The 13385-nt window shown below is 62.2% G+C and carries 11 protein-coding genes; 5 read left to right on the forward strand and 6 right to left on the reverse strand.

What is annotated here, in order from left to right:
- Both DWV00_RS24650 and DWV00_RS24655 read right to left on the reverse strand, forming a co-directional pair.
- Positions 1-1818 (reverse strand): hypothetical protein, encoded by a 1818-nt coding sequence (locus DWV00_RS24650; RefSeq protein WP_115536227.1) that lies wholly within the window; start codon positions 1816-1818, stop codon positions 1-3.
- Complete coding sequence (locus DWV00_RS24655) at positions 1805-2935, reverse strand: 2-deoxy-scyllo-inosose synthase (protein ID WP_181885574.1); 1131 nt, start codon at positions 2933-2935, stop codon at positions 1805-1807. Before DWV00_RS24655 ends, DWV00_RS24650 begins: the two co-directional genes overlap by 14 nt.
- A 488-nt stretch (positions 2936-3423) precedes the next feature.
- Here DWV00_RS24655 and DWV00_RS24660 point away from each other — a divergent pair, with 488 nt between their 5' ends.
- The 5 genes from DWV00_RS24660 (at position 3424) to DWV00_RS24680 (ending at position 7905) form a co-directional block, all read left to right on the forward strand.
- Complete coding sequence (locus DWV00_RS24660) at positions 3424-4902, forward strand: GMC oxidoreductase (protein WP_181885575.1); 1479 nt, start codon at positions 3424-3426, stop codon at positions 4900-4902.
- 26 nt (positions 4903-4928) lie between these two features.
- Positions 4929-5177 (forward strand): DUF6137 domain-containing protein, encoded by a 249-nt coding sequence (locus tag DWV00_RS24665; protein WP_115536230.1) that lies wholly within the window; start codon positions 4929-4931, stop codon positions 5175-5177.
- Between the two features lie 83 nt (positions 5178-5260).
- Positions 5261-6496, forward strand: a complete 1236-nt coding sequence (locus DWV00_RS24670; protein WP_115536231.1) for a glycosyltransferase — start codon at positions 5261-5263, stop codon at positions 6494-6496.
- 76 nt (positions 6497-6572) lie between these two features.
- Entirely contained in the window at positions 6573-7466 is an 894-nt protein-coding gene (locus DWV00_RS24675) for a phytanoyl-CoA dioxygenase family protein (protein ID WP_115536232.1), read from the forward strand.
- A gap of 145 nt (positions 7467-7611) precedes the next feature.
- The gene (locus tag DWV00_RS24680; protein ID WP_115536233.1) at positions 7612-7905 is read left to right on the forward strand and encodes a hypothetical protein; all 294 of its coding nucleotides are present in this window, start codon (positions 7612-7614) and stop codon (positions 7903-7905) included.
- 124 nt (positions 7906-8029) lie between these two features.
- On the opposite strand, the gene DWV00_RS24685 is transcribed toward DWV00_RS24680, so the two are convergent.
- The 4 genes from DWV00_RS24685 to mreB form a co-directional block, all read right to left on the reverse strand.
- A complete protein-coding gene (locus DWV00_RS24685) occupies positions 8030-10321 on the reverse strand; it encodes an amylo-alpha-1,6-glucosidase (protein WP_115536234.1) in 2292 nt (763 codons plus the stop codon).
- 90 nt (positions 10322-10411) lie between these two features.
- Positions 10412-11206, reverse strand: a complete 795-nt coding sequence (locus DWV00_RS24690) for an alpha/beta fold hydrolase (protein ID WP_115536309.1) — start codon at positions 11204-11206, stop codon at positions 10412-10414.
- A 101-nt stretch (positions 11207-11307) separates the two neighbouring features.
- Entirely contained in the window at positions 11308-12177 is an 870-nt protein-coding gene (locus DWV00_RS24695; RefSeq protein ID WP_115536235.1) for an MOSC domain-containing protein, read from the reverse strand.
- Between the two features lie 99 nt (positions 12178-12276).
- A complete protein-coding gene (mreB, locus tag DWV00_RS24700) occupies positions 12277-13314 on the reverse strand; it encodes a rod shape-determining protein (RefSeq protein WP_115536236.1) in 1038 nt (345 codons plus the stop codon).
- Positions 13315-13385 lie beyond the last annotated feature (71 nt).

Here is a 13385-nt window from a genome sequence, read left to right on the forward strand (position 1 = left end):
TTAAAGTGCCTCGAACCCGGCCAATTCGGCGGTCGTCTCCATCAATTGACGGAAGTCTTGACACAAGGCGATCCGACCAGCATCACTGACCGCTCTTACGCTTCGCACTCTGGCTTCGGCGATCGTCAGCGCGGCAAGCGGCAAACTCTCCCGTACGCTCGGATAGGCCTGGCCGCACAATGACGCAAGAACCCGAGCGTCCGCGGGCGGCAAACGATTCTCCAAGGCGAAGGCCGCCAACTCCAATTCAGGAAAGCTGACGTCCCCCCAGTTCGCCTCCGCCTGGAAGCGGTGGAGTCGCCCATAGTGGTCAACCCGCCAATGCCAGCCGCCGCAGGCATAGCGCAACGAGGAACGAATCGCCTTGCCCGTCTGCCCTAGCCACGGCACCCGTCGCGTCAGAAATGCGCTCAACCGCTCCGGCACAACCGGCGACAGGCCGCGGCTCTCTTGCATCGCATCCATTACCGCAGACCAACGCGGGCCGAGCGCGATAGTCGGAGAACCGTCGTGGGCAAGCGCAACGACTTGCCGCGTAAGAACGGTTATCCAGCCCGCAGCCTGCGCCAGCAGGTCAGCCCGAACCGACTGACTCGCGGCGTGAAATCTTTCGCGGAACGGCTCCGACGGGCCGATGTCCGCCGTCGCAACGTAGCCATCGATGAACCACCCTCGCCGAGCGCAATCCATGTTTTGCGCCGTCCGGAACTCCGCGCGCCCGAACACGCCCTCGCCAATGAAGCGCAAGTGCAACAGTAGCTGGCTGTCAGCTCCGCAAACGGCTACCGGTGTCTTGCGCGGATTCACCAAAGGTCGCCGCCCCTGCAGAATCTTTGGGTCATTCCACGGTAGCCAGGTACGGCCGGATCCATAACGCAACTCACCGTGCGAACACCTGAATTGCAACTGGACATCGTGCGGCAGTGCAGGTAGCCCGGGCACGCGCCGCAGCCGCTCGATGAATCTTGGATGGTCTTCAGTTAGCAGGCACTCCCAAAGCCGTAGATCACGACAGCCCCGAACTGCGAGCGTGGGAAATTGCACGAGCCCAGCGCGCCCCGCCGGGCCGTGCCAAAGCTGTCCGACACTGGAAAACCATAGATCGACGCCTGGCTCACGCAACATTGCCGCGACGCGTTCCATCGTGTCTCCCGTATCCGGCCGATCGTCCACCACTACGACCACCGGCGCGAACCGGCCATCGATCCAAGCCTGAATGGCCTCCAGCTCATCGATCGCCTCATTTGTGCTCTGGGGGCGTACAGTGCACCAGTGGGCATCCGCGACGCCTAGCTCCGTCAGCGCGGCCTTCCATAGCGGCGCGAGATATGTACCGCCGGAACGTATCCCAACGATCAGGACGGGGCGACTGATGCCCACTTGCGCCGTCAGCCGTTCGCCATCACCAGCAATGAGTTCGAGATCTGCGAGGTCATAGCCGCAGCATTCCGGCATAGGCAGGTGGATCAGCTTGCTCACGGACGCGAGCCTAAAGTCCTCCGTAATTTGGAGGCACACCGATGAGAGGTCATCTGCAATCGGATGCGCTGCCAGCACTCGCCCCAGTAACCCCTGTGCGGCGCAGTCGGCGGCGGATTCAGCACGGCGAAGCTTCCTATTGATTTCGTCCTTCGCCGATATCGTCGCCGCCCCTCCCGACTTCCAGTGAGCCAGTAGATCCGCCCAGAATTGCACGGCAGCGCAGGATACAAGGTAACGATCCAAGTTTTCCTGGCCAACGGCGTCGCGTAGGCGGCCCAGCACTTGCTCGACATCAAGGCGAATCACGCCTGTAGGGGTCGCGTCAGTAGACAACATTGGCGATTTCGGTCAAGCGCGTCTCGATACAGGACTGAACCAGCGAAGACTCAACCACCGTTAACGGCCTCTCGACTGGTCCGTTCGGGACACCCAGCCCTCTCAGCAGAATCATGGCTACTTCGTCAGGGCGGGCAGAGACATATCCACGCTTGTTGTCTGTGCGTAGGTACGCCATCACTGCTGTTACGGTCACCCCCATAGGCAATCGGACCACGAGCCCATTGCGCGTCAGCAGCCGATGGTGAAGCTCTAGCTCAGTCGAACTCAGCAGCCCGAGCCGACACGCGGCTTCCGCCGCCACGATCATCCCGAGGCCAACAGCCTCTCCATGCGGCACCCGGCCATTCGCGGCCAGCTCTATGGCGTGGCCTACTGTGTGCCCATACTCGAATACAAGGGCCTGCTTGCGTTCGTATTTATCGAGGATCATGACCTTGTGCTTGGCAAGCAAACCGCCTTCGATAATGGCCATGAATTCCGTATCGGAATAGCGCGCGTCCGCGTTCAACATATCGTCAAGCAGCTGAATGTTCTCCGTCGCCACCGTCAACGCGTTTTTGATGATCTCATTCATACCCGAGCGAACCTGATTCGCAGGCAAGGTCCGCAGATAGTTGAGATCGATCAGTACCGCCGCCGGCGCGTGATAGCAGCCCAGCAAATTCTTTCCGTACGGCAAGTTCACAGCCTGTTTGAGCGAGGCCACCGAGTCCGCCGCGGCAATCAAAGTGGTCGGAACGTGCACTAGGCGAACGCCGCGAAAGAGCAGAGCGGCTGTCAACCCGGCGAGATTCCCGATGACCCCGCCACCAACGGCTACGATTGCCCCCCTCCGATCGATGCCCGCGTGCACCATTTCCCGCGCCAGGCGCTCAACCGCGGCAATAGACTTCGCTGACTCGCCGCCGTCGGCAATCCACAGCCTCGCCGGCTCTTCAGCGGCGAGCCGATCAAATAGCGCACGCCCGTGCAGCTGAGCGACGGTCCGGTCGACGACGAAGTGATAGCTCGAGGCTTTAAGCTCGCGCAACCTGAATACGATTTCATCATCGCACCGCGCGCCGATCCATACGGGGCACTGCTCGTTTTCGAACTGGAGTAGCAAGTTACGCATAGAAAACTTCCCCTGCCTCAACCGCATTAACGATTGATAGAAAGCCTAAACGATTCATACCCTCTCCAACACATGCGACGCAGAAGGCAAAATATACAGCAATAATTCGCAATTTATTACGTAATTTGGTCTGAAAATTTATTGAGATATATGCATCTTATAATTGATATATAAATAAATTTTCAGACCAAATTACCTTTAAAAAAATCAATACTAAATTATAATTAAAACTCCGATCGCATTAAGATGCACATGCCGCACACTCATTCGTCTTACCAAATTATCGGTAGATCATTTAATGAACGAAGAAGGCAAGATTCCGCTTTCGGCCATTACTTTAAGCAACCAACGACAAGATGATGTCCTCGTCCGCGCCATTCGCTGAACACCAAGCTCTCGGCTCATCGCACATCCATGGGCTACCACCTGACGTACTACTAGAGGACCCTTTCGACGTCGTTGTCATTGGGAGCGGTGCCGGCGGCGCCGTGGCCGCAGAAACGTTCGTTCGCGCCAGGCTTCGCACGCTCCTCCTGGAAGAAGGCGTCAGGCTTAAAGCCGGTGCGAAAAATGCGGCCGTCGATGCGGACGCCACCACTGCGTTGGCCGGCAATGACGTGCAAGGATGGGACCCGCGGGGGTGGCCATGGAGCACGCGCAATCTCGGGGGTGGAACGGTTTTCTATGGCGGCGCGTCCTTCCGGTACACCGACTTCGACTTCGACCCCAGCGAATGCATTCGTGTCGACGGGCTTCCGGTGAAATGGCCCATTGATGCGGCAGACCTCGCGCCCTTCTATCAGGAAATGGAGTCCCGTCTTTGCATTGACTATGCGGGATTCACTTGCGGACGGCGACAGCCTCCCGAATCCTTGAGCCTTCCCGGGGAAAATCTCTGGCGAGGCGCGATCCAATTAGGCCATCTACCGTGCACCACCCCAATGGCGATCGAGCGCACCCTATGCAACCACTGCTCGCTGTGCATCTCGGCACAGTGCCCGCGTGGCGCGAAGCGCGACGTGGTCAACGCCATCCTGGGGCCGCTGGCAGACGCCCCGAATCTGCTGCTGTTGAGCGGCGTAAAGGCCGTATCGCTGATGCAGGAGAGGCGCCATCGCGTCCACTCCGTGCAATGTGTGGATGCCGAGACCGGCCGTGTTCACTTCATTCGAGCGCACCGTTTCGTCCTGGCCGGCAATGCGATCCAGACGGCCGCCTTGCTGCTGCGCTCGGTCACGCCCTATGCTCCTCACGGGCTCGGCAATGAACACGATGTCGTCGGTCGAGGGCTCTGCATGAAGCTAAGCGAATATTCGCAAGGCATTGCGGATGGAGACCGGCAACGAATCGACGCCCATCCGATCGGGTATCGAGGGCCGTTCTCGACCGTCTGCGTGCTCGATCACTACCTGGATGAACGGTGCCCGTATGGAGTAGGTGGGCTGATCTACGAGGCTAAACACGATGACTGGGCACCTTTGCAAGTCGACGGTCTCGTGTTGCGAGTCGAAGCTATCCTCGCGGATCACCCTTCTCTTGGGAATCGGGTCCGCCTCTCGAACACGACGGACCGCTGGGGACTGTCGCAGATCATGATCGACTACACGGTGGACCCGCGAGACTTAGCGCGCTTGGCCTATATGAAAGAACGGTCGGCCGACTGGCTGAAGGCTGCCGGTGCGCGCGATATTCGACACGAAGCCTCCAACTTTGCCATGGGCAGCACCCATCTGCATGGCACCTGTCGCGCGGGCGAAGATCCGCGGACCTCAGTGGTGAATAGAGATGGCCGGGTTCATTCACTGGATAACGTCTACGTCGCAGACGGCAGCTATATGCCCTATCCCGGCGGCTTGAACCCCACCCTCACAATCCAAGCCAATGCGCTACGAATCGCTAGGCAAATCGTTCGCGAGGCAGCCAGCCCGGTGGACACCTTACAGCCCGGGCGACTCGCTGCCAATTGAACGTCACCCATAAAGCGACCACGGCCATGACAAGCACCTTCATTCGTCAACTCATCGTCCACACGATTTGCAACGTGACCGGCGAGGAGCCAAAAACTATCGTGGCACTCGACGAGGTCGAACTGAATACCCGCGACTGGGAACAGGTCTTCAGCCGCCTGGAGGCGACCCTCGATATTCACACCGGCATGCTGTCGTCGACAAGCCGATCGATCTCAATCGATGCGCTAGCGGATTCGCTGGACACCAAGCTCGTTGGCGACATCATCCTCTAACCGAATGGACACCCGATCCACTCCCTCACGGGCGTGTCGTCCGAGTCCATGGTCTGCACGATCCATGTGAAGGCTTGATTCGCATGAAAGTCCTGAAGCTGACTCCCTTTTTCCATCATCCGGACGTCGAATCGTGGCCCCTGGATTACGACTCCGTCGGGGGTATGCAGGTGCAAACTTGGCGACAGGCCGTTTGCCTCGCGGAAGCGGGCATCCAACAGCACGTGATGACCATCGGCTTCCCGGGGCTACCCAAACTGCGGGAGCTACATCCGCTTCTTTGCGTGGAACGGATGATGGTACCCATGCCACGGATACGCTCCGAGTTCACTGGACTGGTGGGGCTCACTCAGTCTTGGGCCGCAGCGACACTAGGTGCCCTGCTTTATCGAGCGCGCAAGCAAAACTTCGACATCGTCCACGTGCATCTGGACGGGCAGATCCCCGCACTCCTAGTCGCGTGGCTGGCTCCCCGGTTGTTGCGCCGCCCGCTGATCGTCACGGTCCACTGCTCTCGTCTCGCGGTCTATACCCCCAGTTCGTGGCTGGATGTGCGCCAGCATCGGCTAGCCCGATGGCTGGAAAAGCGGGCCGTCACTACGGCTTTCGCAATTATGGCCCTGACGCAACGAACTGCGACGGTGCTCGCCAAGGACGCGAGGCTCGTCGAAATCATTCCCGACATGGTCGATACCACTCAATTTGCACCGCCGCCACTCGATGCCGTAGCAGCGTTCCGCGCACGCCACGGCTTAACGAGGCGAACGGTCGGCTTTGTCGGCCGAATTGCAAAGGAAAAGGGATGGCACCACCTGATCCCACTCGCGGTCGCGCTCCGAGAAGAAGCGTGCGAGCTGCTTATCGTCGGCGACGGAACACAACGAGATCGCCTACGGCACGCGGTTGAGAAGGCGGGGCTGCAGGATTGGGTGACCATGACAGGCTTTATCCCCCACCATGACGTACCGGCAGCGATGGCATCCTGCCACCTGATCGTGATGCCATCGATGTATGAGGAGTTCGGGGGCGCAAGCATCGAGGCCTTGGCTACCGGAGTGCCTGTCGTGGCCTTTGCCGTCGGCGGCTTGCAGGAAATCTTGCGCGGCGTCACGCCTGAACTACTGATCCCTCCGGAGGATACCCGCGCACTGATCTCGCGGGTCAAGGAGGTGCTCGCCGGTCATCACGCTGAAAGAGCACGTCCTGCCCGGTTGCGTGCGTACGTCGAAGACCGCTACACCCCATCGGCGATGTGCGCTCGGACACTGAACCTCTACCGATTGGCACTAGTCAACTCGATGAAAGCCGCTAACCGATGATCATCCGGTACCGGTTACGCGGCGTGGGTCACGAGGCATCAGCCGAAACAATGAGCAGCCACTAAAGGAATCCTCCATGTCGCTAGTTCGTCTTCCCAACAGTGCTTCCGCACGAGAAGTGGAGCACTGCCTGCGCGAGCAGGGTTATGCCATCATCGACAAGCTCGTGCCAGCCGCCACGATGGATCGCATTGCAGAGGAGCTGGAGCCCTACACAGCGGTCGCGCCCTTCGGGCCGGACAACATTCTCGGCAGACGGACCAAACGCACCGGGGGCCTGATCGCACGCTCGGCGAGCGCCCGCGAGTTGATCGTCAATCCGACAATTCTCGAGACAACCCGCCGTTTCCTATCTCACGCGACGACCTGTCAGATTCACTGCACCCAGGTCGTGTCCATTTATCCCGGCGCCAAAGCGCAAACGCTGCATCAGGATGAGGTGGCCTGGGATATGTTTCCCTTCCCCCTTGATTATCACGCTCAGTGCAACACGCTTTGGGCCATGACCGACTACACCGACGACATGGGCGCGACACGCATCGTCCCTGGCAGTCATCGCGCGGGGCGGGGTGTTGAATTTCAGATCGCAGATAGTCTTCCCGTGGAAATGGAAAAGGGATCGGTACTGATCTACGACGGCAAGATTTACCACGGCGGCGGCGAAAATCGCTCAAAACGCGTGCGATCGGCTGTCAATCTAACCTACGCGCTTGGCTGGCTCCGACAGGAGGAAAACCAGTTTCTCTCTTGCCCGCTGGAGATAGCTCGCACACTGTCCGACGAGTTGCTGTGCCTGATGGGCTATCAATGCGGCGCATTTGCCTTGGGCTACGTTCACGGATTCGAGGATCCGATGACGATCCTAGGGCGCGGTCAATTCGGCGAGCTCGTCGGCGCAGAGTTGATGTTAAAGGCCGAGCAGAATGAGGATCGAAAGTTTTTCCTGCGCGAAGCAGAATTCGACTTTTAAGCTTTTCTTAAGCATCGCAGCCTAGATTTCAGGCGCATCGGCGTACATCGCCGGGCGTTTGCCCGCCCGCTTGATCGCGCTGACGTCGCTGCCGTTAGTTGCCCCACGGCAGCCGTTCTTTCATCGACGATGATGAGGTCTCGCCATGTCTCATCCACTGATTGCATCGCTCGGCGTCGCATGCTTGCTCGGCGCCCTTCCCCTTGCGGCCTACGCCACCGAAGACGCCGCGCTGCCCGCCGCGAACCCGCTCCTGTCGAGCAACATCGCGCAGAACGGCTTCAAAATGCTTCGCGTCAAGACCGGCGCGGCCAATTCGGCCGCCCGCATGACGCCCGTGATCTACGGGCCCGACTTCGTCCCCAAATGGCAGACGAAGGCAATCTCGCACGATAGCGGGCCGTCGAAACTCGAAGGCGATCGCTTCAAATTCCGCTGAAGCCGGGCCGGCGATCGCCGGGCACGTGCAATCGAAGATCGACGAAGCACTCGAGCCGCACATACTTCGCGCGGCCCGCGCTTATCGCCCACATCGCGCTATCGCACTATCGCCCCGACGGCACCTATAGCATCGCCACGACGCGCACATCGCCGCTATCGGTCGAAGGAACCACCTTCTCCCCGACGCGCCGGAACGTAATCGAGACCGTGCCTTCCCCGACCCGCAAGTTGCGAACTTCGAGCCAATCGATACCCTCCGGCAACGCCGGCTGATCGATGCGCACTTCGCCGCGCTCCGCGTCGACCATCACGCCCAAACAAGCTTCGAGCATCATGAACGGCGCCCCGGCCGCCCACGCTTGCGGCAGGCAAGCCACCGGGTAAGCCGTGGGCGGCTCGCCGCGGCGGCGCCCCAAACCGCAAAAGAGTTCGGGCAGGCGCATGTCGAAACTGACCGCCGCTTCGAACAGCGCCTGCAGCAAATGCACGGCCGCCTGCTTGTTGCCGTAGCGCGCAAGGCCGCGCGCGCAGAGCGCGTTGTCATGCGGCCAAACCGACCCGTTGTGATACGCCATCGGATTGAAGCGCGCTTGCCCCGCGGCCAACGTGCGCACACCCCAGCCCGTATGAAACAGCGTCGACTGCAAATGTCGCGCGACGGCCTCGCCGCGCGCACGCGTGGGCAGCCCGAACGCAAGCAAATGCCCCGCGTTCGACGCGAGCACACGGCAGAGTTCGCCATGTCCATCGAGCGCAATGCCGTAGAAATCGGCCTCGGGCATCCAGAAAAGCGCCTCGACGCGTTCGCGCAACGCCGTCGAGCGCGCCGCGTATCGGGCGGCATCTTCGGTCAGCCCGCGCTGCGTCGCAAACTGCGCCATCGTGTCGAATGCGGCGCACGCGTACGCCTGAACTTCGACGAGTGCGATCGGGCCCTCGGGAAAGCGCCCGTCCGCGTGAAATACCGAATCGTGGCTGTCCTTCCATCCCTGATTGGCCAAGCCGCGATCCGACTCGCAGCGATAGTCGACCAGACCGTGGCGATTCTTGTCGCACACTTTCGCCACCCACTGCGCCGCTCTTTCCAACGCCGGCCAAAGCTCGGCGATCAGCGCATGATCCCCCGTGCGCGCGGCATATGCGCCCGCCAGCACGATGAACAGCGGCGTCGTATCCACACCGCCGTAGTACAGCGCAAACGGCACCTCGCCCGTCGCCGCCATCTCGCTCTTGCGCATCTCGTGCATGATCTTGCCGGTCGCGGCATCGCGGAACTTCGAATCCTCGCGTGCCTGATGCTCGGCCAGAAACCGCAGCACGCCTCGAGCAAGCCAGGGCTGCAGCCACAGTGTCTGCAGCGACGTCACCACGGCATCGCGTCCGAACGGCGTCGAGAACCACGGAATCCCTGCGTAGGGATAAGGGCCCGTCGGCAGATCCGTCGTCAGCAAACTCAGATCGGCGAACGAGCGGTCGAGCCACGCGTTGAACAGCGGATTGCTCGAGCGCATCCGCGCGGTGGACCGGCGGCGTTCCCGCATCGACAAGTGCGCGTTCGCCAGCGCGGCACGAACCGCCGCCCGTCCCACGCGCGGGCGCATCGCATCGATCTGCGTCAAATGCGCCGGATGCGTGTTGTGCGGCGGCTGCGCAACGTGAGCGCTGAGCGGTGCCACGCCTTCGGCGCCCGATACCCGGTGCGTATTGGCGGCAACCGACAAGTAGATCGATACGCACGCATGCGCCGACAGTTGGACCGTGTAGTCGGCGCGATCCGCGAACAGATGATCCGGCGTCGGCGTGAAGGCGATATCCACGCGCCGCCGCACCTGATCGAGCCCGACGTAGGCCAGGGTCACGTCGTCCTTCCCCACTTGGGTCGGCTCGAAAGTGCCGTGCTGCGTTCGCTTCATGCCGCGAACCTCGAACATGTCCTTGAAATCGGCCGCAAAGGAGATCGAAAGCGGCACGACGGCATCGCTAAAGCCGTAGTTCGTCAGCGTGATCGCTTCGTAAAGCACCGTGCCGCTCAAGACACGCAGCCGCTCCACGTGGATCACGCCTTCGGGCGTTCCCTCGCCGCCAAGCGGCGGCAGCGGACGATTCGTCAAATGCGCGGTAAAAGACGCGTTGTCGTTGCTGACGTTGCCCGACAGCAGCGAGGGCGCGCGGCCGCCGAACGTCAGGCGCAGCTGCGACAGCACGCGCGTGTCGTTGACGAATAGGCCGTCGTCGACCCCGTTGATGTCGCCGAGCGGATCGTTCACGACGAACGTATCGCCCGATTTCAGCACGTATTGGCTCGTACGCGCGATGTAGGGGTGCTCGGGCGCGATGAACGCGCCGTCGGGATCGCCGTGCAACGGGGCGCCGGCTTTCGGGGGAGTATCGGTCAGTGCGTCGGTATCGAGCATCGGGTTGCTCCAGTCGGTTGGCGTTGGAGTTGGCGCGTCAAGCGCCTCGATCAATGCAAACGCGGTGCCCGCGCTATCATCCGACTGCGCTCACTCGCCGTCGCGAATGAACTCGTCGACGTGGCGGTTGAATGCGCTCGGATGCGCGAGGTTCATGCCGTGCGATGCACCGCGTATCGTATGGCGCCGGACGTCGGGCAGCCAGCCCTCGAGCATGCCCACGTTGCGCCGAAACAGCTCCGGACTTTTCTCTCCGTCGATTAACATCGTACGACATCGCAGGCTCCACGCGGCCTCGCGTGTGTAAGCGGGCAGCGGATCCTGAAACTGCAGCGGCAGCGTGGGCGCGTTGTCGAGCGCCATCGCGCGAAATGCCGGCGTGCTCTTCGCCCACGAACCAACCCGGCTCACGGAGTCGACGAACAATTGCAGCCCGGCTTCCAAATCGCCCCGCTCCACGAACTGCGCGGCCTTCGCGCGCAATGGATTGACGGTGTCGGGGAGCGCGGCCTGAGCGCCTCCCGACGCTGAAGCCGACGCCGACAATGGGCCGCCCGGATCCGCCAGCGTCAGCGACTGCACATGCTGCGGATGACGCACCGTGAATTGAAACGCGACGGCACCGCCGCGCGAATGCGCCACGACGTGCGCGGGGCCGGCGTCGAGTTTTTCCACGAACTCGCCAAGCTCATCGGCGTGCTTGCTCCAGCTGAACGGCACCGTACGCGGCAATCCCGCCAAGGGCCAATAGTGCGTGAGACTCACGGCAACGCAGCGGTAGCGCGCGGATAGCCCCGCTAGCTGCGGCTGCCAGTAGCGGTAATCGCACAGCGAGCCATGCACGAACAGAAGAAGCGGGCCGGCGCCGCGTTCGACGTAAGGCATTCGTAACCCGCTCCCGAGCTCGACAAAGCGAACCTCGTCGTCAGGCACGACCACGGCGCGGCGCGTAGCGGCCGGTTGAACGGCCATCGTTTCGTCCGCGCTCATGCGTCGAAACGCAATTCGGCGTCGACCGGCTGCCCCACGGCCAGGATGTGGCCGACGCCCGCGATGACGATCGCGTTCTGCCCGAAGGTTACGGCACCTTCTACGCGGCTGTCGGAACGGTAGGTGCTCATCGTGTCCGTCGGCTCGTTCGGCCAGCGCGGATCGGGCGCGCCGCGCGCCTGATCGATGTTGGGCATCGGGCAGCGCGTGCACGGCTTGACGATGCGCAACTCGACTTCGCCGGCCTCAGCCGTAATTCGAAACGACTCCGTGTAATCCTCTTCGTAAGCGTCGATCCCGCTCAGCACGAGGTTCGGCCGGAAGCGGTTCATCGGAATCGGCTCCACGCCTTTGCCCGTCAGACGCGTATTGAGATCCGCAAGCGATGCTTCGCCAAGGACGAGCAGCGGATAGCCGTCGGCGAATCGCACGACCGCCGTGGCATCGCCCGTCCATTTCCGGCTCGCCGTCCGTTCGGCACCGGGGCTGAAACGCGCGAGCCGCACCGGCGCCCCCAGGAAATCCGAAAACCAGCGGCCGGCTTCGTCGCCCGCGTCGAGCGCGGACACGGTGTCGCCCCACACCGTTGCGGCAACCGCGGGTGCCCCGGCCAGCGCGCCGGCATCGACGGGCAACATCAGCGTTGCCATGCCGGGCGCCCGCACTTCGAGGGCATCCCCATTCAGCGCGGGCTGGACCAGCGCGAGGCTCGCATGCGTGCGTTGCGTGATGAAGCGGCCCTGTCCGTCGATCACCATCCAGTTGCGATCGTGCTCGAGGCCGTAGGGCGTCAAACGAACCGTTTCGCGCGAAATCGCACCGCAGGACTTGATGGGATAGACGTTGAGTTGGCTAATGGAAGGCATGAACAGGCCGGCGCTGGCTGACGCGGATAAGCAAACGCCGATGGTAACACCGTGCCGTGCCACGCATCGGCGGCCAGCAACGAACGCCGCGCGTCGTCGTTATTGGAGGAACGAAGCCGAATCGACGCAACCGGCGGCCGCGCTCGCCCCTCGCACCGCGCAGGTCAGCGGCTCGTTGGCCACGCGAACCACGAGCCCCGTCTCCTCGGCGAGCCGCTGGTCTAGGTGGGCCAGCAGCGCGCCGCCGCCCGTCAGCACGATGCCCGTATCGGCAATGTCCGTCACGAGTTCGGGCGGCGCGTTTTCGAGCGCGTTCTTGACGGCGCCGATGACGGCCTTGAGCGGCACGGTCACCGCTTCCGCCACGTCGTGGTTGGACAGTTCGATCGTTCGCGGCAATCCGTCGGTCAAGCTGCGGCCGACCGCGCGCATCCGCTCGTGCGCCACGTTCGCCGTTGCCGTGCCGATCGTTTTCTTGACGACTTCGGCCGTCTGGTCGCCGATGAGGACTCCGTAGACGCTGCGCACGTGGCCGATGATCGCCGCATCGAACTGATCGCCGCCGACGCGCACCGACGTTTGATAGGCGATGCCGCCGAGCGAGACGACTCCGACCTCGGTCGTGCCGCCGCCGATGTCGACGACCATCGAGCCGCGCGCCTCGGACACGGGCAAGCCGGCGCCGACCGCCGCGGCGAGCGATTCGCCGATCAGCGTCACCCTCGAGGCGCCCGCCGCCAGCGCGGCTTCGCGAATCGCGCGGCGCTCCACGTCCGTCGCGTTGGACGGCACGCAAATCGTGAACTCGGCGCGGCGTCCGAACAGCGAGCGCAGTTGCGCCATATCGACGAATTCACGAAACATGTGTTCGGCGGCGGAGAAATTGGCGATGACGCCATGCCGCATCGGCCGGATGGCCTCGACGTTGCCGGGCGAGCGCCCGATCAGCTGCTTCGCTTGGTCGCCGACGGCCGTGACTCGGCTTCTTCCCGCATCCGCCGACTTCTGAAAGCAGACCACCGACGGCTGGTTCAGCACGATCCCCTTTCCGCGCGCGTAGATGAGGGTGTTCGCCGTGCCGAGATCGACCGCCACGCTTTGCGGGAACAGTCGATTGAAGAATGCGTGATGCGACATCGTTGACTCTCTCATGGATGACAACAACGGCATGCGTCCCATCACACGGGCGAGGCGCCTCGTATGGTTGT

The organism is Trinickia dinghuensis (assembly GCF_003367175.1).
GTDB classification, from domain to species: Bacteria; Pseudomonadota; Gammaproteobacteria; order Burkholderiales; family Burkholderiaceae; genus Trinickia; species Trinickia dinghuensis.

Excerpts from the sequence above, each read along its gene's own strand:
- mreB (WP_115536236.1), bottom strand. The coding sequence starts at position 13,314 with ATGTCGCATCACGCATTCTTCAATCGACTGTTCCCGCAAAGCGTGGCG.
- DWV00_RS24695 (WP_115536235.1), bottom strand. The coding sequence starts at position 12,177 with ATGCCTTCCATTAGCCAACTCAACGTCTATCCCATCAAGTCCTGCGGT.
- DWV00_RS24670 (WP_115536231.1), top strand. The coding sequence starts at position 5,261 with ATGAAAGTCCTGAAGCTGACTCCCTTTTTCCATCATCCGGACGTCGAA.
- DWV00_RS24690 (WP_115536309.1), bottom strand. The coding sequence starts at position 11,206 with ATGCCTTACGTCGAACGCGGCGCCGGCCCGCTTCTTCTGTTCGTGCAT.
- DWV00_RS24685 (WP_115536234.1), bottom strand. The coding sequence starts at position 10,321 with ATGCTCGATACCGACGCACTGACCGATACTCCCCCGAAAGCCGGCGCC.
- DWV00_RS24655 (WP_181885574.1), bottom strand. The coding sequence starts at position 2,935 with ATGCGTAACTTGCTACTCCAGTTCGAAAACGAGCAGTGCCCCGTATGG.
- DWV00_RS24680 (WP_115536233.1), top strand. The coding sequence starts at position 7,612 with ATGTCTCATCCACTGATTGCATCGCTCGGCGTCGCATGCTTGCTCGGC.
- DWV00_RS24650 (WP_115536227.1), bottom strand. The coding sequence starts at position 1,818 with ATGTTGTCTACTGACGCGACCCCTACAGGCGTGATTCGCCTTGATGTC.
- DWV00_RS24675 (WP_115536232.1), top strand. The coding sequence starts at position 6,573 with ATGTCGCTAGTTCGTCTTCCCAACAGTGCTTCCGCACGAGAAGTGGAG.
- DWV00_RS24665 (WP_115536230.1), top strand. The coding sequence starts at position 4,929 with ATGACAAGCACCTTCATTCGTCAACTCATCGTCCACACGATTTGCAAC.